The 19011-nt window shown below is 54.7% G+C and carries 19 protein-coding genes and 1 pseudogene; 10 read left to right on the forward strand and 10 right to left on the reverse strand.

Annotation, left to right across the window (positions count from 1 at the left end):
• Nucleotides 1–21: 21 nt before the first annotated feature.
• The 3 genes from AC2FFF_RS11770 to AC2FFF_RS11780 all read right to left on the reverse strand — a co-directional run bounded on the left by AC2FFF_RS11770 (nucleotide 22) and on the right by AC2FFF_RS11780 (nucleotide 3204).
• Nucleotides 22–1605 carry an ABC transporter substrate-binding protein gene (locus AC2FFF_RS11770; RefSeq protein WP_281973160.1) on the reverse strand — a complete coding sequence of 528 codons (1584 nt, stop codon included), beginning with the start codon at nucleotides 1603–1605 and terminating at the stop codon, nucleotides 22–24.
• A 133-nt stretch (nucleotides 1606–1738) separates the two neighbouring features.
• Nucleotides 1739–2344, reverse strand: coding sequence for a helix-turn-helix domain-containing protein (locus AC2FFF_RS11775; RefSeq protein WP_281973159.1), 606 nt, complete (start codon nucleotides 2342–2344; stop codon nucleotides 1739–1741).
• 158 nt (nucleotides 2345–2502) lie between these two features.
• Complete coding sequence (locus AC2FFF_RS11780; RefSeq protein ID WP_281973158.1) at nucleotides 2503–3204, reverse strand: GntR family transcriptional regulator; 702 nt, start codon at nucleotides 3202–3204, stop codon at nucleotides 2503–2505.
• A gap of 256 nt (nucleotides 3205–3460) precedes the next feature.
• Between AC2FFF_RS11780 and AC2FFF_RS11785 the strand changes: the two genes are divergently transcribed.
• The 5 genes from AC2FFF_RS11785 to AC2FFF_RS11805 all read left to right on the forward strand — a co-directional run bounded on the left by AC2FFF_RS11785 (nucleotide 3461) and on the right by AC2FFF_RS11805 (nucleotide 9149).
• Entirely contained in the window at nucleotides 3461–4426 is a 966-nt protein-coding gene (locus AC2FFF_RS11785) for a dihydrodipicolinate synthase family protein (RefSeq protein WP_425595600.1), read from the forward strand.
• Between the two features lie 9 nt (nucleotides 4427–4435).
• Nucleotides 4436–5974: an aldehyde dehydrogenase (NADP(+)) gene (locus tag AC2FFF_RS11790; RefSeq protein ID WP_281973156.1), complete on the forward strand. Its 1539-nt coding sequence runs from the start codon at nucleotides 4436–4438 to the stop codon at nucleotides 5972–5974.
• 198 nt (nucleotides 5975–6172) lie between these two features.
• On the forward strand, nucleotides 6173–7237 hold the full coding sequence (dctP, locus tag AC2FFF_RS11795) for a TRAP transporter substrate-binding protein DctP (RefSeq protein ID WP_281973155.1): 1065 nt from the start codon (nucleotides 6173–6175) through the stop codon (nucleotides 7235–7237).
• 65 nt (nucleotides 7238–7302) lie between these two features.
• Complete coding sequence (locus AC2FFF_RS11800; protein ID WP_281973154.1) at nucleotides 7303–7842, forward strand: TRAP transporter small permease subunit; 540 nt, start codon at nucleotides 7303–7305, stop codon at nucleotides 7840–7842.
• Nucleotides 7839–9149 carry a TRAP transporter large permease gene (locus tag AC2FFF_RS11805; protein ID WP_281973153.1) on the forward strand — a complete coding sequence of 437 codons (1311 nt, stop codon included), beginning with the start codon at nucleotides 7839–7841 and terminating at the stop codon, nucleotides 9147–9149. Before AC2FFF_RS11800 ends, AC2FFF_RS11805 begins: the two co-directional genes overlap by 4 nt.
• A 53-nt stretch (nucleotides 9150–9202) precedes the next feature.
• Here AC2FFF_RS11805 and AC2FFF_RS11810 read toward each other — a convergent pair whose 3' ends face one another.
• Complete coding sequence (locus AC2FFF_RS11810; RefSeq protein ID WP_142637835.1) at nucleotides 9203–9562, reverse strand: winged helix-turn-helix transcriptional regulator; 360 nt, start codon at nucleotides 9560–9562, stop codon at nucleotides 9203–9205.
• 87 nt (nucleotides 9563–9649) lie between these two features.
• Here AC2FFF_RS11810 and AC2FFF_RS11815 point away from each other — a divergent pair, with 87 nt between their 5' ends.
• A complete protein-coding gene (locus AC2FFF_RS11815; RefSeq protein ID WP_142637838.1) occupies nucleotides 9650–10741 on the forward strand; it encodes an NAD(P)/FAD-dependent oxidoreductase in 1092 nt (363 codons plus the stop codon).
• A gap of 79 nt (nucleotides 10742–10820) precedes the next feature.
• On the opposite strand, the gene AC2FFF_RS11820 is transcribed toward AC2FFF_RS11815, so the two are convergent.
• The 4 genes from AC2FFF_RS11820 to AC2FFF_RS11835 form a co-directional block, all read right to left on the reverse strand.
• Nucleotides 10821–11174, reverse strand: a complete 354-nt coding sequence (locus tag AC2FFF_RS11820) for a c-type cytochrome (protein WP_496882948.1) — start codon at nucleotides 11172–11174, stop codon at nucleotides 10821–10823.
• Between the two features lie 92 nt (nucleotides 11175–11266).
• Entirely contained in the window at nucleotides 11267–12139 is an 873-nt protein-coding gene (locus AC2FFF_RS11825) for a CopD family protein (RefSeq protein ID WP_281973151.1), read from the reverse strand.
• Entirely contained in the window at nucleotides 12136–12477 is a 342-nt protein-coding gene (locus AC2FFF_RS11830) for a copper resistance CopC family protein (protein WP_281973150.1), read from the reverse strand. Before AC2FFF_RS11830 ends, AC2FFF_RS11825 begins: the two co-directional genes overlap by 4 nt.
• A gap of 10 nt (nucleotides 12478–12487) precedes the next feature.
• Nucleotides 12488–12919: a c-type cytochrome gene (locus tag AC2FFF_RS11835; protein ID WP_142637844.1), complete on the reverse strand. Its 432-nt coding sequence runs from the start codon at nucleotides 12917–12919 to the stop codon at nucleotides 12488–12490.
• An 862-nt stretch (nucleotides 12920–13781) separates the two neighbouring features.
• Here AC2FFF_RS11835 and AC2FFF_RS11840 point away from each other — a divergent pair.
• The gene (locus AC2FFF_RS11840; protein ID WP_142637846.1) at nucleotides 13782–14177 is read left to right on the forward strand and encodes a hypothetical protein; all 396 of its coding nucleotides are present in this window, start codon (nucleotides 13782–13784) and stop codon (nucleotides 14175–14177) included.
• A 103-nt stretch (nucleotides 14178–14280) separates the two neighbouring features.
• Here the strand turns inward: AC2FFF_RS11840 and AC2FFF_RS11845 are convergent, their stop codons facing one another.
• Together AC2FFF_RS11845 and AC2FFF_RS11850 are read right to left on the reverse strand one after the other, a co-directional pair.
• Entirely contained in the window at nucleotides 14281–15228 is a 948-nt protein-coding gene (locus AC2FFF_RS11845; RefSeq protein WP_345741812.1) for a DMT family transporter, read from the reverse strand.
• 160 nt (nucleotides 15229–15388) lie between these two features.
• A pseudogene (locus AC2FFF_RS11850) lies at nucleotides 15389–15645 on the reverse strand (site-specific integrase); the annotation flags it as partial.
• Between the two features lie 143 nt (nucleotides 15646–15788).
• Here AC2FFF_RS11850 and ehuR point away from each other — a divergent pair.
• The 3 genes from ehuR (at nucleotide 15789) to AC2FFF_RS11865 (ending at nucleotide 19009) form a co-directional block, all read left to right on the forward strand.
• A complete protein-coding gene (ehuR, locus tag AC2FFF_RS11855; protein WP_281973148.1) occupies nucleotides 15789–17183 on the forward strand; it encodes a MocR-like ectoine utilization transcription factor EhuR in 1395 nt (464 codons plus the stop codon).
• 95 nt (nucleotides 17184–17278) lie between these two features.
• Complete coding sequence (gene dctP, locus AC2FFF_RS11860) at nucleotides 17279–18298, forward strand: TRAP transporter substrate-binding protein DctP (protein ID WP_281973147.1); 1020 nt, start codon at nucleotides 17279–17281, stop codon at nucleotides 18296–18298.
• A gap of 138 nt (nucleotides 18299–18436) precedes the next feature.
• The gene (locus AC2FFF_RS11865; RefSeq protein ID WP_281973146.1) at nucleotides 18437–19009 is read left to right on the forward strand and encodes a TRAP transporter small permease; all 573 of its coding nucleotides are present in this window, start codon (nucleotides 18437–18439) and stop codon (nucleotides 19007–19009) included.
• The last annotated feature ends 2 nt before the right edge of the window (nucleotides 19010–19011 follow it).

Consider the following 19011-nt stretch of genomic DNA (forward strand, 5'->3'; position numbering starts at 1 on the left):
GGCGGGACCAGGGGTCTTACCTTAGCGGCTGACGGTTGCTTGATCGAAGATATTGTTGCCCAGAGGGGTCTGGACATAGCCTTCGACAGCCGAGCCAACTGCAACGGCAAAGGGGGTCTCATACATGAACAGCAGGGGGGCTGCTTCGGCATAGAGCTCTTGCATTCGGGCGAATTTCGCTTTGCGCGCCTCGGCGTCCATTTCACCGGCGGCTTCGTCGAACAGGGTGTTAAACTCGGCGTTTTCCCAGCCGGTTCCTACTGCCTTGGCCGTGGGTGTGTGGCCCAGCCAGCCCACCACCTGACTGGGATCATTTACATCGTTGACCCAGCCATAGGTGTGAATGTCAAACTCACCTGATCGGTTCTTAGCGCCGCGTGTTGCGCCGTCCACTTGCTCGACCACAAGATCGACGCCCAGAGGAGCCCACATCTGCTGAAGCGCCGCAAAGATGGTTGCATCGTCCGCAGAACCTGCCAGCGTGGTAAAGGTGATTTCGGTTCCATCGGCAAACCCGGCCTCGGCCAACAATGCCTTGGCCTTGTCCACGTCATAGCCATAGAGCGGGGTCATGTCGGCGGCATATTGGGTAGCCTTGGCCATCAACGGCGAGCTCATCGGTTGACCCGCGCCATGCAGTACCAGCCCGATCAACGCTTCTTTGTTGGTGCCATAGTTCAGCGCCTGCCGGACGCGGGCGTCGGCCAGTGGGTTGGCAGAACCATCGGCTCGGTTATCGCGCGTATTGATTGGCGAATAGATGATCCGCGTGGACGGATAGAGGTTCATGTTGATGTTAGAATCCTGCTCCAGCTCGGCCACACGGCTGAACGGGATGAATTCTGCGGCATCAACTTCTCCGGCCTGCAAACTCAGAATGCGGGTAGCGTCATCCGGGATGATCTCAAAATGTACGGCATCCAGATACGGCAGAGCTTTGCCGTCTGCGCCCATGCGCCAATAGTTTTCATTGGCGCAGAAATCCATCGATGCTCCTTGTTCAAAGCCACACAGATAGAAGGGGCCAGAGCCTACTCCGGCGGCTGTGGCGGCAAATATCGCAGCGGATTTTTCCTGATCTGTTGCACCTTCTGCGGCCTCAAAGGCCGCTTTGGACACGATTGCCGTGTTGAATGTGGCCAGCATGGACAGGATGGTTGGATCCGGGCCGCCAAGGGCAACCGTGATCGCGTTTCCATCTGCGGTAACCGCGTCGATCGAACCCAGCAAGCCAGCCCAGGGGCTCAGGTCGGGATTGCGCGCTCGATCGAGGGAAAAGACTACGTCGTCACCTGACATGGGCGTACCGTTTGCGAATTTGATCCCCTCGCGCAGGGTCAGCGAAACCGTTTTACCATCGTCAGAGACTGTATAGGTCTCAGCAAGGCCGGGTTCGACGGAATTGCCGTCGGCACTGCTGCGCAGCAGGGTGTCGAACAGGCTGCCGACCATCCAGATATCAGGGTTGCGATCCGCATAGATCGGATCAATCAGGCGCGACCCGTCATAGCGTGCAAAGTTGAGTGTGCCGCCTCTTTCCTGTGCCAAAGCAGGCATGGCCAGGGTAGCGGCAACGGTTAGTCCCAAAACCGTCTTCAATTTCATAATCAGTCCTCCCGCAGAATGAATTCATGCTCGGGGCGACCATATCCGATTCTTAACAATACTAAAGCTTTTTTTAGTGGTGGGTGAAAAATGGCCAAATGTATTTAGACTGACCTCTGTTCGGTTGGTCAATTTAACTTGCCACAAAGCCGGAATCATTGATCGGAGAGGTTGTTACCCAAAGCTCTACGGCTTCTACGTCCCCCAATACGACTGAGAAATGACGGGTAGATGTGTCGTGGTGAACGACGTCACCTGGCGACATAATGAAAACCTTGTCACCAAGGTGATATTCAAGCCGTCCCGAGATCAGATAGCAAAACGCCTCGCCCTCATGCCGCATCTTTTCGGAAACGTGCCCCGGGGGGCGATGAACGATCTGTGGGTTGAACAATGCACCGGTAAAACCAGGGCCCAGCTTCTCATAAAACCTGCCCCGCATACCCAAGGAATATGTCTGGCGGTTGTCCTTTGCCACATATTCGCTGAACACCTCGGGTACGCTGAGCAGCTTTTCGATGCTGGTTTGAAGTGCCGCGGCAATCGCCATCAGCGAGGTCAGCGAGGGTGAGCTCAGGCCGCGCTCGACCTGAGACAGAAAGCCCGTTGTCAGATCAGAGGTCTGTGCGACCTTGTCCAAAGTCAGGCCCATCGCCTTGCGCCGCCTGCGAATTGCCTGCCCCAGCTCGGTCGGCGTGCCCTTCGGCTTTGATTTGTCGCGCGCGTTTGCTGCGTTCATTCCCTGTCTCCCGGAATAGTGGGTTGCCGCGCATTCAACCGGATCGCAGAGGAAATATCAAAATTTTTTTAGCAGAGGTAAATTTTTTTGGGAAGATCCGGGTGTAAACCTTCAAACCCCTCAATTTTTCCAACGGCTTAGTATCTAGCGAAACAGAATCAGAGTTTGATTGAGTGACGCCGATCCGCCGAGATCATGTCGCGGATGTTCTGGACGATTTGTTCCGCATGGGCGCTCGCCAATCGGTCGGCCTCGGTGATGTCCTGCGCCGCTATAGCTGCGATTATGTCGTCATGCTCCAGGGAATACCGATCCGGCAACCGATCCCCAAAGGACGAATAATAGGGCCGCATGATCCGTTGCCCTTCGTTCAGCAATCTGCGCGTCAGGCTTTCGTAATATGGGTTGCGCCCTGCTTTGGCGATTGCATTATGAAGCTCTGCATTTTTTGCGATCATGGTCAGAACGTCATTTTTGGCAGCTGCATCCGAAAATTCCTGCTGCCGCATGCGAATGTCGCACAGATCCTGGTCCTTTCGGTATTCGGCGGCCAGCCGGGTTGTAACGCGATACATCAGGGTCATCGCATCAAAGAATGTGTGAAGATTCAAAAAGTCTATGGGCGCCACGATGCTCGCGCGGTTCGGCAGTGTCGCCACCAACCCTTCCGACGTCAGCCTGACAAGGGCTTCACGGATCGGGGTGCGCGACATCGAGAACCGCTTGCTCAGCTTGGCCTCGTCTATGGCGCTGCCGGGCGCAAGGGCGAGGTCGATGATTTCGTCCCGCAGGGTTTCATAGACGAACTGAACGCCTGATCCACGTTTGCGGCCGGCTTCGACCGGCTTTCGTTTTTCCATGTCAGAGCATTCCCTAGCCGCTGGATCGCGGTCCATCTGCGTTCGCACATCAATTTTGCCACACGTACCGGTGCTAAGTCGAGTGTTAATCCCAGCCAAAAACCAGTTGTTTTTCACATATTTTAGGGCCTTATTCCTTATTGTCGAAAATTAGTCGACAAACAAAATATTTAAAGTAGACTGACGGCAAGATTACGCAAATCCCTAACCCGGTGGGGCAATCCACCGGCCCGGGAAAAAAATTACGGAGACCCAAATCGTGAACCCGAATGTCTTTTCCGGATGTATCCCGGCCCTGATGACGCCCTGTCGCGCGGATCGCAGTCCTGACTTTGAGGCGCTTGTGCGTAAAGGTCTTGAGCTGATCGAGACGGGCATGTCCGCGGTTGTCTATTGTGGCTCGATGGGTGATTGGCCCCTTTTGACCGATGCGCAGCGTATGCAGGGCGTCGAGGCGTTGGTCGGGGCTGGTATCCCTGTGATCGTGGGAACAGGCGCGATCAATTCGGCCCTGGCAATCCAGCATGCGGCACACGCACAGAAAGTGGGCGCCAGCGGCTTGATGGTCATTCCCCGTGTACTGTCACGCGGCGCGTCCATGACTGCGCAGCGGCACCACTTCAAAGGTATTCTGGCCGCGGCACCGGATCTTCCCGCAGTGATCTACAACAGCCCTTATTACGGATTTACCACCCGCGCGGACCTGTTTTTTAATCTGCGCAAGGACCACCCGAACCTGATTGGATACAAGGAATTCGGCGGCGCCGAAGATCTGCGGTATGCCTCCGAAAACATCACCAGCGGTGATGACAATGTTTCCCTGATGGTCGGCGTGGATACCGCGGTGTTCCACGGAATCGTGAATTGTGGCGCAACCGGCGCCATCACTGGGATCGGGAATGTGCTGCCCGATGAGATTCTGCATCTGGTGGATTTGTGTCAGGCGGCGGCCAAGGGCGATGCCAACGCGCGTGCCCGGGCGTTGGAGCTTGAGGCGGCTTTGGGCGTTTTGTCGTCCTTCGACGAAGGCACCGATCTTGTGCTCTACTACAAACACTTGATGGTTATGACGGGTCATCCCGAATACACGCATCATTTCAACGAAACAGATGCCCTTACTGACAGCCAGCGCGGCTATGTTGAACAACAGTTCAGACTGTTCCGTACCTGGTACGAGAACTGGGCTAGTCAGGCCGATTCTTCGGCGCAAAATGCAGCGTGAGGATTGGGTATGTCGTTGAATAATGGATATGTTTTTCGCGGTCAGCACTTGATTGGCGGTCAGTGGGTTGGAGCTGATGAAAGCTTTGCCTCCAGCCCCGTCTCGGGTGAGGGGAGCAACTTTGCTGCGGGAACGCCTGAGTTGGTTGATCAGGCCTGTACCCTAGCCGAGGCCGCCTTTGGAGATTACGCCAATCGCAGCCGAGCGGATCGGGCCAAGTTCCTGAATGCTATCGCGGATGAGATCGAGGCCCGTGCCGAGGCCATCACCAGCATTGGCAGTGCAGAAACCGGTCTGCCCGAGATGCGTCTTCAAGGCGAGCGGGGACGCACGGTTGGTCAGTTGCGCATGTTTGCCGATTTCGTCCAGGATGGTGCGTATCTAGAGCGCCGCCATGATCTGGCGATGCCGGAACGCCAACCCGCCCCACGTCCTGACATCAAGATGATGCAACGCCCGGTTGGCCCGGTGGCTGTTTTTGGCGCCTCGAACTTCCCCTTGGCATTTTCGGTTGCCGGAGGTGACACCGCATCGGCACTGGCTGCAGGTTGCCCGGTCGTGGTCAAAGGCCACCCCGCCCATCCGGGCACCGGCGAAATCGTCGCTGATGCCATCCAAGCAGCGGCCAAGGCGACCGGTATGCCCGACGGCGTATTCTCATTGGTGCAAGGAGGGGACCGCAGCATTGGAGAAGCATTGGTAAAGCATCCGGCAATCCGTGCCGTGGGCTTTACCGGTGGGCTGGCCGGAGGCAGGGCACTGTTTGACCTCTGCGCAACGCGCCCAGACCCGATCCCGTTCTTTGGTGAATTGGGCTCGGTCAATCCGATGTTTGTTCTTCCAAACGCTATGGCCGCCAGAGGTGAAGAGATCGGCAAAGCCTGGGCGGGGTCGATGACCATGGGGGCAGGGCAGTTTTGCACCAATCCGGGCGTTGCCGTGATGATCACAGGCGATGATGCTGACCAATTTATCGATGCTGCTGCGAGTGCCCTGAGTACAGTACCATCACAGACCATGCTGACCGATGGGATTGCCGAGGCATTTCGATCCGGCCAATCGCATTTGGCCGAACATCCCGCCGTGCGCACGATCCATCAAGGTTCCACGGCAGGCCGTTCAGCTGAACCGGCGCTATTCGAAACCGATGCCGAAGCGTTTCTGGCTGATCCCAGCCTCAGCGAAGAAGTGTTTGGGCCCGCATCGCTGATTGTGCGCGTGGGCTCGGAAAAAGAGATGGTTGCCTTGTCAGCCCAGCTGGACGGGCAACTTACGGCCACGATCCAGATGGATGACAGCGACACCGCGCTGGCGCAGCAACTCTTCCCGATTCTGGAGCGCAAGGCCGGGCGGTTGCTGTTCAACGGCTTCCCAACCGGCGTCGAGGTGGTAGGGTCCATGGTCCACGGGGGGCCTTATCCTGCCAGCACGAATTTCGGCGCGACAAGCGTCGGCACAATGGCCATCCGCCGTTGGCTGCGACCCGTAGCATATCAAAACATGCCCGCCGCACTCAGCCCCGAAGATCTGGAAGGCTCGACGCAATAAGCGGTGAACCACAGGGCTGAGGCAAGAAATTCCTTCGGCCATATCAAAGGCTTTGGCCCCGGTGAACGGGGCCGGGCAGGGACACCCAGATCGGCTGTCCCGTATCATCCGCAACACTCTGCCATAGAAGCAGATCACCGGAAATTCCGCGTCAATCGACGTGCAAAATCGGGCTTTGGCCCATAACAGGAGGACAAGATGAAACTCTTCTCGAACTTTGCCGCCCTGGCGGTAACAGCCACGCTTGCAATGCCCGCAAGCGCCGCAGAAATTGAATGGAAGATGACCGCAGCGATTGGTGAAGGTTCATTCTTTTACCAGAACTTCATGGAACGATTTGCGGCTAATGTGGACACACTGACCGCGGGACGCATGCATGTCCAACCTTTTGGCGCAGGCGTTCTGGCCCCGGCCTTCAAGGCATATGAAGTAGTTCAGGACGGCATCGTCGAAGCCGGACATTCCACGCCGTCTTATCTGGTAAACCAGGACCCGACCAATGCCGTTTTCGCCAGCTTCCCCGGTGGAATGTCCGGCGAGGCGACCCTGCACTGGATCTATGAAGGCGGCGGTGAGCAGATGCTGCAGGATTTCCGCCGCGAAGAAATGGGTCTGCACACGCTGGTCGTTGGGATCGGTACGTCTGAAGTGATGGCGCATTCGAACGTCAAGATCGAAACAACCAACGATCTGAAGGGCGTCAAATACCGGACCTCGGGCGCATGGGCCGCTGTTCTACAGGACAGCTTTGGCGGCGTTCCGACGGTTGTCCCGGGAAATGAAATCTACACTTTGCTGCAGCGTAAGGGTGTGGACGCGGTCGAATGGTCGACACCAGGAGGCAATATCTCAGAAGGTTTCCACGAGGTTGCGCCCTATATGATCATGCCCGGCGTGCATCAGCCGTCCTTTCTGTGGGAAGTCTTCGTCAAACAGGAAACCTGGGATGCTCTGCCCGAGGATATCAAGCTTCAGGTTACCGCAGCGGCCAAGCTGACAACATACGAAAGCTTCACACATTTCGGTCACGCGGACATTCAAGCCATGGCTGCCTTCCGCGATACCAAAGTTGAAATCATCAACATGGTACCAGCGGAATCCGAAAAGATCCGCGCCGCCGGGCGCGATTGGGCCCGTAGCCAGGCTGCCAAAAAAGCCGAAGACGGAAGCGCCCGGATGCAAGAGGTTCTGGACAGCTACCTCACCTATCAAGCGAACTGGGCCGAGAATTCGGGTTATTTGGTTCGCGACAGCGCCGAATAGGCTCTGCCCTGACATTGGTTGGATGACCGGATATTCGTGCCGGTCATCCGTTTCCGGGGACATACATGACCACTATTCTCAGAGTCATCGACGCGATTGCTGGGGCGCTGGCCCTGCTGGGTCGATGCGTAATTTTTGCCCTGATCGTGGCAATGCTGTACGAGGTTGTTGCTCGCTATGCGTTTGGTGCGCCGACGCTTTGGGCGTTTGATATCTCGTACATGCTGAACGGTTCGGTTTTTCTGCTTGGGGCGGCTTATGCCCTGCGCTGTGACGTGCATGTCAGGATCGACTTTCTGTCGCAGCGTATGCCAATGCGGGCGCAGCAGCTGTTGAACGGTGCTGTCTTTCTGTTGGTCATGACACCGATCACGACCATTTTTGCCTGGGTTGCAAGCAAAAAAGCCGGGAAAGCACTGATCACCGGAGAGGTCGAAAGCGTCAGCCCCTGGGCGCCGGTTGTCTGGCCGTTTTACACGGTCATCGCCGTTGGTCTGGCGGCCTTGGCGCTGCAATTCCTGGCTGAGGCGATCAAGTTGCTTTCGGGGCGCAAGAACCCTGGTGAGGCGCCCGGCGAACTGGACGGCATGGAAGAAAACCAATGACACCATTACTGATGTTTGCAGCCCTTTTTGTGCTGGTCTTTGCCGGAGTGCCGGTGGCCTTTTCGCTCATCATCATCTCCGTCGCCTTTGGCTACATGGTGTTCGGTGAGCTGATCTTTTTGCAGCTTTATGGTCCGCTGCTTCATACGGCTTCGAATTTCGTACTGGCAGCAATCCCTCTGTTCATTTTCATGGGGGCGATACTTGAGCGTTCGGGGATCGCGAAACGTCTGTTCTTTGCATTGCAGTTGTGGCTGGGCGGCTTGCCCGGTGGATTGGCGCTGTCGACGATTGCAATGTGCGCAGTTTTCGCCGCCGCATCCGGTGTTGTAGGTGCGGTCGAGATAGTTGTGGGGTTGATGGCCATCCCAGCCATGACCAAAGCGGGTTATCGTAATGACCTCATCGCGGGAACAATCTGTGCAGGGGGCTCACTGGGGACAATAATTCCACCCTCGGTCATTGTGGTCGTCTATGCGTCGATTGCGCAGCTGTCGATTGGCAAGCTGTTTGCCGCATCTATCCTGCCCGGCTTGCTGATGGTGGTGTTCTTCGTGATTTATATTTTGGTGCGCAGCATGGTCCGACCTGCTGACGCTCCTCCGTTGCCACAGGCAGAGCGCGCGATGCCAACCGGCCGTAAGATGAAGGTGACGTTGACAGCATTGTTGCCCCCGCTGGCATTGATTGTCCTGGTGCTGGGCTCGCTTCTGGCCGGTGTTGCCTCGGCTACCGAAGCTGCCGCAGTCGGGGCCGCCGGTACGATCCTGCTGGCTTTGATGTTTCGGGAACTAAACCTGAAACTGATGTCCGAGGCACTGAATGTGACCCTGCGCATCACCGCTATGATCATGTTGATCGTGGCCGGAGGCACGATGTTCACCAGCATCTTTGCGGTCACCGGAGGCGGACAGCTGGTGCGCGATACCGTTGCCGGGATCGGGTATGGCAATGCCGGTATCATCGCATTCTTTTTGTTGGTGGTCTTTTTCGCGGGCTTTGTACTGGACTGGGTGTCGATCGTTCTGATTTTCATTCCGATCTTTGCCCCGATCGTGAAATCCGCCGGAATCGATCCGATCTGGTTTGCCATGATGGTTCTAGTGGTGATTCAGACTTCGTATCTGACACCGCCAATGGCACCGTCGATTTTCTATCTTCGCTCAATCGCTCCGCGTGACATGAGCTATGGGCAGATGTATCGCGGCGTGTTGCCCTTTGTAGGGGCGCAAATGCTGGTTCTTGTGGTTATCATCCTGATCCCCGAAGTGGCGACATGGTTGCCAGAGATATTGGTCGGGCTTTGACATAGATCTTGGTCTTGCCCCTTCAGATGCCTGGCCCTGTTCAATGGGCTAGGTCATCGCCCTAGTTGTTTCGAAAGATCTTTCGGTTCCGGTAACTTGTCCGCATTCTGCGCCGCCCATTGATGCATCTCATACAGCAGTGGAAGCAGGCTTTGACCCAGAGGTGTGAGGCTGTATTCGACATGCGGCGGTATGGTCTTGAAGTCTTTGCGAGAGACAAAGCCCGTCGTCTGCAACTCGGTCAGCTGGCGCGTTAACGTTCGATGCGTGATGCGCCCGAGGTTTCGCTGAAGCTGGTTGAACCGGCAGTCCCCCTGCGAAAGCCAGTAGATGATCAACAGCTTCCATCGACCTGAGATCGCCGAGATCAATGCTTCGATCTGACAATGATCCTCTAACTCATCATGTTTCAAGGCAGTATCCTAGATGACCGTACTTGTTCGTGTGAACGTGCATTTTTAGATAGGGGTCAGAACGTTATGCCGCAACGGGGGGACCCTATGGCGAAGAAGAAAATTGTGATCATTGGCGGGGGCTATGTCGGGTTTGAAGTTGCCCGGGAACTGGACGCTTGCGCAGACGTCACCCTGATTGAGCAACGCGAAGCGTTCGTGCATCCGCCTGCAGCGATCCGCGCGCTGGTTGAACCCGCCTTGCTGGACCAGATCATCCTGCCATACGACAATCTGCTGCAATCGGGTAAGGTCGTGCGCGGGCGCGCCGTTTCGGTTTCTGAAACCGAGGTCACTTTGGAATCTGGAGCTGTCTTTCCGGCGGACTATATCCTGATCGCCACCGGATCATCCTATGCAGCGCCGTTCAAGCCGTCGGGTGACAGCATTGCGGATTTTCAGCAAGCGAGCAAAGACGTCAGCGCGCAACTGGCCAAGGCGAATTCAGTTGTGATCGTAGGGGCAGGCGCTGTCGGTACAGAGCTTGCGGGCGAAACAGCCTCGGCACATCCGGGTAAATCCATCACCCTGGTTTCGTCGGATGATACCTTGTTTCCCAAGTACCCGGCCAAGCTAGGCGCGCAGCTCAAAGGTAAGTTGGAACGGCTGGGGGTCACTGTCATTCTCGGCCAGAGGGCGCAGGATTTACGCCATTTGGATCGGCCCTACGAAGGATCCGTGAGCTTGACCGACGGTAGGGTGATTGCGGCCGATCTGGTATTTCCGGTGGTTGGATCGAAACCCCAATCGTCTTTGGTTCAAAGTCTTCCGGGCGTGTCGGCTGATGCATTGGGTAGGGTCAAAACCGACAAATGGTTGCGACCGTCAAGCTATCCGAATGTCTTCGTCGGCGGTGACATTGCCGACATTGGCGACGGAATGACAATCGTAGCAACGGCACGGCAGAATCCGTGGCTGATCAAAACGCTTAAGAAAGTAATCGAGGGCGCACCCGTTGAAAGTCAAAAACCCTACGCGCCCTGGAAAAAAGCACCCATTCTGGTGCCCCTTGGCCCAGTCATCGGCAGCAGTTGGCTTTTTGTGACAGTGGGTGACTGGATCACACGCAAGATAAAGGGGAAAGATATTTTCATTCCCAAATATCGAAAGGCTTTTGGGATTTCGAGCTCCGGAAAATAGTTCCTCCTGAACATTGCGATTTGCTAACGTTCAGGTATCCCGCACAGATGATGTCTGTGATAATCGTGTTGGCCTGCCTCTAGTCGTGTGCGAGGTTGCGACTGGCTTGTACCTGCTGAATATCTTTCGGCCATGTGGAACGGATATAGGCCAGAACATCCCAAATACCGTCATCAGTCAAAGTGCCTTCGAAACCTGGCATGCCACTGTTGAAATTCTTGAAGCCGCGTGCGGCCAGTGTCTTTGCACCGCCGAATTTGGTGTAGTCAAACAAAAGCAGGCTATCATGGTGCCATGTGTGCCCGGTCACGTCATGTGGTGGAGCAGGCAACACACCGTCTTCACCCGGTGTTTGCCAGTTGGGTTGGCCTTCCAGGTTAACGCCGTGGCACGCGGCGCATTGATCTACGTAGAGCCTCTGTCCATTCGCCACGTCTCTGTCTGTAAACGTATGATCCGCGGCAACGCTGGAATAAATGCTGCATAGGACCAAAATAAATAAGTGCCTGGTCATCTCCACCCACCTCAATTCGGAAGCGTCAGAACGGTTGTTAGTGTCGCCGTAGTTGTCAGCACCGCTAGAACGATCAGCGCCTCAACTTCGATGGATCGGGCGAGGTGCTGCGCTGCCTTGGTATCTCCGTCCAGCATTGCCGGAACAAATCGAAGCTTGTTCGCGGCGGCTAGGATCAATAGCAGCCCTACAAATAGTACTTTGAGCAACAGGGCCTGCCCATAACCAGTGGAAATGAGCGCTCGGAGATCACCAACAAGCAGCCAAGCCATCCAGAAACCTGCGACGATCAATGCGGGTACCATCAGTGCCGCAGCTTGGCCATACCTATGCCCAAGTGCAGCAGCGTCTGCAATTTTCTCAGGTTGAAGAGCCATACTCCGCAGCGGGCTGAAGATGCCTACCCAGAAAGCTACACAGAGCAGGTGTGCTAGTAACAAGAGTTGGGTACCAAAATTCTCTAGATCCGATAGGTGCCCGATCTGTGCAAAGGACCACAGAGCCATCGTGCCACCCACAAGTGCGATCCCTAAACCAAAGCGCGGAACAGACAATCCGACAAGGATCATTGCTGCGCCTATCACTCGATAAACAAATACATCGCCTACGGATGTCTGCCAGAGTAATCCAAGCATCTCGGGGTCGACCAGCCCATCCGCTCCACCTGTCAGGAGGGCACCACGAAGCATGAACCCCAGTGCCGTCGCAATGAGAGCAAGCCATGCCAAGGCCATGGATTGGCGTTTCATCGCCAGGCTTATCGGTGTGACCAAGCTGGAATAGAGACACTTAACGACCACAAGGCCAGTGGCCCCCGCAAAGCCGATATAGAGTGCTAGCTTTGCGAGGATTGCAGCAATTCCCCAGATGTCTGGCATGCTCATTCCACAGTAAAGGTAAACGCGCCCTGCATCGCATGACCGTCCTCACCTAAACCGCGCCACTCGATGACATAGGTGCCCGCGCCATTGCCTGGCAGTGGAATTTTGAACTTCTGAGCAAATCTTGCCTGGTCGCCCAAATCCAGTCGTACTGCCCCGTGTTCTTCGTGTGCCATCTCTATCCGGGTCAGCCGGATGTCTTTCGAGAAATTGAGGCCAACTTCAGCAGGCACAGTCGTTACTGTGGTTCCGTCTGCAGGTGTTGTTTCTGTGACCTTGGAATGCGCCAGCGCAAAACTAGGGAGCGCAGCCAAGAGTATAAGCATTACAATCTTCTTCATGGGGCTATCCTCAATTTATTCCATTGGCGCGCTGGATTTCACGAATGTAGGCGATCACCATAGCGACGTCACCTCGCGTCAAGCCGTCGACGGGCGGCATGTCTCCAAACTGCCAATGGTGACTTCTTACACCCTGTGAAACCGCCCTCTGAAACGCTTCATCAGCGTGGTGACTAGGTTCGTATATCTTGTGGATCAGTGGCGGTCCTGCGCCGTCAATTCCGACCGCATTGACACCGTGGCAAGTGGCACAGGAGGCATCAAAGACCCGCTGGCCGATTGCTGCATTGCCCTCAATAGGCGGCATCTGAATTGCGACTAGGCCGTCTCTTGAAACTGTCGCCTGGGGGCTGGCTTCTTCGATTGGGTCTGAACGAAAAACTATGAAAGCGGCAACAGCCGAGACGACGCAAGCGCCGATTAACACGTGACTTTTCTTCATGGGTTGAACCTGACTTTGTAGAAGCTGGAAGTGCTGCGGCACATCGCAAACAGCCGCAAGGGCCGGTCACTTAGGCGCGCGCGGATTTTGGCAGCTTCGAAGGTCAGGGGGTCTGTAGGGGCTATCTGGTTCAGTCAACTTGGATTGGGATCCAATCTGGAACTCTCGGTCAAGCTGATATTGATTCCACACGACTTGGCTGTTCTGCGAGATCAGTACGACGGCTTGGCAAAGCGAAGGGTTACACTCTCCGGTTCCGGCATTATCCGTGTCGTGATGGCTGCTTTGGGCCGAGATGTCAGGGATGCTTTTCACCGCGGCGGAGTGTCCCGCCGATTGCATATGGTCCCCGCAGTGAAGCCCGACGCAGGCATGAGACTCGCCACCAAATCCGGCCAGAATGACCAGAAGACTCGTCAATAGCGCAAATGTGTTTCGTCGGATGACCATGATTCCGGACGCTAATGCAGCGGAACACACAAGACAACGCCTGCAGTTTCATTATGCCCCACGCCGTTCTAAAGGAAATTACGACGCTGATTTTCGTGATGGGGCATTCCCCGCTCTTGTCCGGCGCGCGATTCTCATCAAATGCAGAGAGTCCGGGTCTATTTTGATTTCTATCAGTCGAGCCTAGCAACTGATTAGCGGCCAAACGGCAACACAGGTCGCAACATTGTCAACGCGCAGAATCTCACTGGAACCAGCCAAGTTCCAGCCGTGCGGTGCCAATAATTTGGGGCAACGTAGTGGTCTGAGGGTGCTGGTGTTTCTGCTTCTTTGACCCGCGTTCAGACGCGCTTATTGAGAACTTTGAACCAAAGATATATTTTGACCGGATTGCGAACGAAAAGGAAAGTTCATGATCAGAACTACTGCACTGGCGCTCCTAGCGCTCCTTTCGGCTACCTCGGCATTCGCAACTGTTGGGCTGTATTGCGAGGCCCCTGATGGATCAGGCGCTGTATTTGATGTCGGATTGGGAACTGTCCCTGGTCTCGCAGTCGTAAGCGCGACCATTCACGCAGACGGCAAACACTGGAGCCTTACTGAAGTCGATGGTGCGATACCAATCATCGTGGCACAGGGGGCCGATGTCGATATGCGTACTGTAATCGACTTCGCCGATCCCGAATACAGTCGGATCGTTGCCTCTGTTCGATTGATAACCGCTGTCGAAGGAGACGAATCCGTCACTGTAGGCACGCTCACGATTCCGGAAATCGGTGCCTTCCCGCTGGTTTGCGAAGGGCCGTAGCCGCCCGATGTTGTTCAATGTACGGGGCTAACTCGGCGGAAGCGGTCATCCGAAATTCTGCTTTGCTCAAATGTCTGAAATTTGGCCGAGAGCGAGAGTAGTTTTAGATTGGAGGTGCCGCACGTTCTGTGACCAATTGTCTGGCTACGACTCTTTCGCGATGAATCATGTACAGCCCTGCACTGATGATGATTGCAATACCAAGTAGGCTAAGCGTGTTCGGGAAGTCATTGAAGACAAGATAGCCGAACAGGGTCGCAACTGGCAGCTCAAAGTACTGCAAAGGTGCCAATGTGGCTGAAGGCGCGAACGAAAGCGCATAGGTCATCATCATGTGGCTCACCGTTGCAAAAAAACCAGCTCCCAAAAGCCACAACAAAGCGATGTCTTTCGGCCAAACAGGATCGAACAGCTCCGAACCAGAGCCTTGCGCAAATATTAAGATTGGAATGGAAAACAGGCTGGCAATCAGGCCAGTGTGGAATTGCAGAGCCACGGGATGCATCCGACGTGACAATCCTCGCGTCACAAGAATGTAGAAAGCGAAAGCAACTGCCGTACCAAGCGGAATTATTGCAACCGCGCCGAAGGCCGCGAAACTGGGCTGGATGACGAACATTACCCCAACAAACCCGACAAGAGCTGCCCCGACACGACGCGGACCTACGTCTTCACCAAGGTAAAACTTACCAACCAACAAGACAATGAACGGGGCCACAAACACGATTGCCAACGCATCGGCGAGTGGCATCACACGGATGGCAGCAATGAAGCAAAAAGTTGCGAACAGCAAAAGTAATGAGCGGAATGCGAGTACGATCAATTTGCCTCGCGCTACATGCAACGACAGCCCCATTATCCAGACGAACGGGGCCATCAACACGCACTGCACTACAAAGCGAGCAGCCGTAATCTGCCCAACTGGTACGCTAGCCGACGCGAGTTTTGCAGCTACGTCCAGCAAAGGAGCGGTGAGGCAAAATCCAAGCATCAGTGCAACTCCCGCAAGAATGCGATCCGTAGATTGAGGTATGGAATCAGCCGAGGACATCTCATCTTGTAGAAACGTCGCTAAACGCGTGTCTGTTCTCTATGCGACGCGGAGCAAAAATCCCTCAACTTGCGAGTTGGGGGTGGGTTCGAATTTGCGCTAACAACGAACATCAGGTTCGATGAGATGCGCAGCAGCAGATGGCCGGTTCAAAATTGGTCTACAAGCTCTTGATCTCGATTGCTGCTGCGATGGCAAAGGCGTCTTCAAGCTCGACGCTCAGATGCCGAACCGTGCTTACCATCTTTGCATGACCCAAGAGCAACTGAATCGCCCGAAGATTTCCTGTCTTTTCTTGTCGAACTGCGTGACTTTGGTTCGGCGCATTGAGGGAGTTCCGTAGGCGCTGGCCCCAAAGCCAATGGGCTTCATCCAGTCCCGGACAATCCGCGCATACTGGCGTGTTGAGATGTGTAGGAAAACCAAGTGATAGATCCGCGGTCACAGCAACTTCTTTCTTCCCAAGGGAGACACATACAAAAAGCTGTAATTCCGACCCCTGTGAAGCTCTTGGTGATCGATCTGCTTGTTCGCGAATTCGAATTGGTTACTATTGTCGCATGACAAATTGGAAACCATCCCGAGATACGCTGAGTTCACCGCTGCATACGAGCCTTGCCACGATGATTGCAGGCGCGATCGAAGACGGCAGTTTGTCACCGGGACAGAAATTACCAACACACCGGAAACTGGCTGATGACCTGAGGTTGAGCGTTAATACCGTCAGCAAAGCTTACGACATTCTGCGTCGCCAAAACCTGATCGATGGTCAGATTGGGCGTGGCAGCTATGTTGTCGACACTGACAAAACCGACGGACAGCCATTCAAGTTAGAGTCAGAACCTCGAAACTTGTTCGACATGTCGATTTCGCGCCCCTTGTTTAATGGCCTGCATGTTGAGGCGATGCAATCAACGCTGAGGACTTTGCATGCCGGGCTCGACCCGGCAATATATCTTTCTACACGCCCGAATGTAGGCCACGAAACTCACCGAAAAACGGGAGTCAAATGGCTTTCACATTGCGGCCTTGAGACAAATGCAGATTCAGTCCTCATGACGAACGGGGTAACGCATGGAATGTCGGCAGCAATGTCTGCGATATTGCGTCCTGGCGACGTCATTCTGTCAGATATGGTCACGCATCACCTCTTGGTTTCGAGTGTCGCATATTTCGGATACCGACATGTTGGCCTTGAAACTGATGAGCACGGAATCCTGCCCGATGCATTGGAAAGGGCGTGCGTTGATAAGTCTCCTAAAGCATTGTATTTATTACCATCTCTTGCCAACCCTAATGTACACATGATGCCAGAGGAACGTCGGCGCCAAATTGCTGCAATCGCCCGCAAACATAAGCTGCATATTATTGAAAACGATGCGTTTGGTCCGGTCGCAGCGGATCGCCAGCCGCCTGTTTCGATGTTCGCACCAGAACTGTCGGTCTACCTGACAACGTTCACCAAATGCACGGTCAGCGGGTTGCGTGCGGGTTATGCCGTTGCTCCGGACCATTTGCTTCCTGCATTGACAGCGAGACTGATCGTATTTGGTTGGATGGCAACGCCGCTGATCTGCGAACTTGCCTCACGCTGGGTGGAAGATGGCACAGCACAAGCGCTGGCGGATTGGCAGCGCGCAGAAATAGTCAAGCGGTATCACATAGCAACGCAAGAGCTTGCTGGTTTTAAATGGACGGGCCATCCGGCCAGTTTGCATCTTTGGTTGCAGCTCCCTCCAGATTGGGATTCCAACAGTTTTGTCGCCCATGCCCGCGAACTAAATGTTGCGGTGTCCCCTGAAAGCCCATTCCTTTCTCCCAAGGCTACCCCAACAAATGCAGTGCGCATTTCGGTGGGAAGCATTCGCGAAATCGAACGTTTTCGCCAAGCTCTGAAGCTTCTGGCCGGTTTACTTTTGCGCCCACGCGAGCCTTTGCCGCAATTCGCTTATTAGAATGTAGCGCAACAATATAATAATTGACTCGCAGTACAATCTTCGGGATGTGGTGGAACATCACTAACAAAGAAGGTGATATCTGGGAGGATATGATGACCAAGACTGCACGTTTTACCCTGCGCGTCTGCGCACCCCTTGCTGCTGCATTGCTAACCTCAACTGCCGCTTATGCGGACAATTGGCGCTATGCTATGGAAGAGGGGCTGACAGATCCGCAAGGCCTGTACGCCACCAAGTTCAAAGAGGAAATCGAAGCCAACTCGGATCACACAGTCCAGATTTATCCTGTGGGTACGCTTGGTGAATCGGCCGACGCCATGGAGCAGGCCCAGGCTGGATTGCTGCAGTTCATTGATCAATCTCCAGGTTTCACCGGTGCGTTGATCCCAGAGGCCGAAGCCTTTCTGGTGCCATATATCCAGCCGACGGACCCTCAAGTCGTGCGCAAGTTTTTCAAAGAAGGCGTCGCTGTAAACGAGATGTTCCACGATATCTATCGCGAACAGGGATTGGAATTGTTGTCGGTGTTCCCGGAAGGTGAAATGGTGGTCACCACAATGGAGGAATTTCGGACACCTGCCGATTTGGAAGGTATGAAAATTCGGACCATGACCTCACCATTGCTTTTGGAGACTTACACGGCCTTTGGCGCTTCCCCGATTGCCATGCCTTGGGGCGAGTTGATCGGCGGACTGAAAACTAAAATGGTTGACGGGCAAGAAAACCCGGCAATTTGGATCGAGGCCTATGATCTGGATAACCTGACTAATGTGATGACTTATACCGGACATGGTCAGTACACGACTGCTGTGATGGCAAACGCAGAGTTTTACGACGCGCTAGGCGATGCGGACAAAGAACTTGTTCAGAATGCGTCGCAAGTCGCACTCGATTATATTCTTGATGTTGCCGTCGAACTGGATGCAACCGGTCTGGCAAAAATTCAGGAGAGCAATCCGGGCTACACAATAAACCGGCTAACCGAGGAAGAGCGTGCACCCTTTAAAGAACGTGCAAAAGCGGTCGAAGCAGCCTTTGTCGAAAGAGCGGGCGAACGTGGCGCTGCCATCCTCGAGCAAATGAAGAAGGATCTAGCGGCTGCGCAGCAGTAGCGCTTTGCCACAGGCATCCATCACGTTTGCGATGTGTTCATCTGAAAAATCGGTGCAGGCCCAGAACCATAGTTCGGGCCTGCAATTTGGAAATAGTAAACCGGCGATCAGCCTATATTGCGAATGTTCGGGGGGAATATGAGCGAAACGACGAAGAAAAAGTCGGGCCTTGCCGGAATTGTTGATGGCATTGACAAGGGGATCGCTGCGCTTGAGCGGGTGATCATGGCCACAGGCGTCATTCTGATGGCAGTCAACACCATCGCAAATGTCATCAGCCGGTTTGTTTTCAACCACTCCATTATATTCGCCGAAGAGTTGAACAGTATATTCATATTGTTGGTGACATTTGCTGGTATCGGCTACGCCGCGCGCCATGGTCGGCATATCCGCATGTCCGCCATCTCAGACGCGTTACCCGAACGGGTCAGAAAAATCTTGATGGTTGTAGTCACGGGAGTCACCGCTGTGCTGTTGCTGCTCTTGGCGTGGTACGCTGTGCAATACATCATCAGCATGTACGCCAAGGGGCGGGTCTATCCTGCCCTCGGATTCCCTGTTTATCTCAGCTACATCTGGGTGCCGATTGGGCTGTTTGTGACCGGGGTTCAATACGCGCTCACTTTCATCAAAAATCTTCAGGAACCTGAAATCTACCTGTCAACTGATCTGCGAGAAGCAGATGCGCGGGAACTGGAAGTGGAGCTTTAACC

Source organism: Ruegeria sp. YTSA226, assembly GCF_059609905.1.

What these genes read in the sequence shown, in the direction of transcription:
- AC2FFF_RS11770 (WP_281973160.1), bottom strand. Translation starts at nt 1,605, where the DNA reads ATGAAATTGAAGACGGTTTTGGGACTAACCGTTGCCGCTACCCTGGCC.
- AC2FFF_RS11775 (WP_281973159.1), bottom strand. Translation starts at nt 2,344, where the DNA reads ATGAACGCAGCAAACGCGCGCGACAAATCAAAGCCGAAGGGCACGCCG.
- AC2FFF_RS11780 (WP_281973158.1), bottom strand. Translation starts at nt 3,204, where the DNA reads ATGGAAAAACGAAAGCCGGTCGAAGCCGGCCGCAAACGTGGATCAGGC.
- AC2FFF_RS11790 (WP_281973156.1), top strand. Translation starts at nt 4,436, where the DNA reads ATGTCGTTGAATAATGGATATGTTTTTCGCGGTCAGCACTTGATTGGC.
- dctP (WP_281973155.1), top strand. Translation starts at nt 6,173, where the DNA reads ATGAAACTCTTCTCGAACTTTGCCGCCCTGGCGGTAACAGCCACGCTT.
- AC2FFF_RS11800 (WP_281973154.1), top strand. Translation starts at nt 7,303, where the DNA reads ATGACCACTATTCTCAGAGTCATCGACGCGATTGCTGGGGCGCTGGCC.
- AC2FFF_RS11805 (WP_281973153.1), top strand. Translation starts at nt 7,839, where the DNA reads ATGACACCATTACTGATGTTTGCAGCCCTTTTTGTGCTGGTCTTTGCC.
- AC2FFF_RS11815 (WP_142637838.1), top strand. Translation starts at nt 9,650, where the DNA reads ATGGCGAAGAAGAAAATTGTGATCATTGGCGGGGGCTATGTCGGGTTT.
- AC2FFF_RS11825 (WP_281973151.1), bottom strand. Translation starts at nt 12,139, where the DNA reads ATGAGCATGCCAGACATCTGGGGAATTGCTGCAATCCTCGCAAAGCTA.
- AC2FFF_RS11830 (WP_281973150.1), bottom strand. Translation starts at nt 12,477, where the DNA reads ATGAAGAAGATTGTAATGCTTATACTCTTGGCTGCGCTCCCTAGTTTT.
- AC2FFF_RS11835 (WP_142637844.1), bottom strand. Translation starts at nt 12,919, where the DNA reads ATGAAGAAAAGTCACGTGTTAATCGGCGCTTGCGTCGTCTCGGCTGTT.
- AC2FFF_RS11840 (WP_142637846.1), top strand. Translation starts at nt 13,782, where the DNA reads ATGATCAGAACTACTGCACTGGCGCTCCTAGCGCTCCTTTCGGCTACC.
- AC2FFF_RS11845 (WP_345741812.1), bottom strand. Translation starts at nt 15,228, where the DNA reads ATGTCCTCGGCTGATTCCATACCTCAATCTACGGATCGCATTCTTGCG.
- ehuR (WP_281973148.1), top strand. Translation starts at nt 15,789, where the DNA reads ATGACAAATTGGAAACCATCCCGAGATACGCTGAGTTCACCGCTGCAT.
- dctP (WP_281973147.1), top strand. Translation starts at nt 17,279, where the DNA reads ATGACCAAGACTGCACGTTTTACCCTGCGCGTCTGCGCACCCCTTGCT.
- AC2FFF_RS11865 (WP_281973146.1), top strand. Translation starts at nt 18,437, where the DNA reads ATGAGCGAAACGACGAAGAAAAAGTCGGGCCTTGCCGGAATTGTTGAT.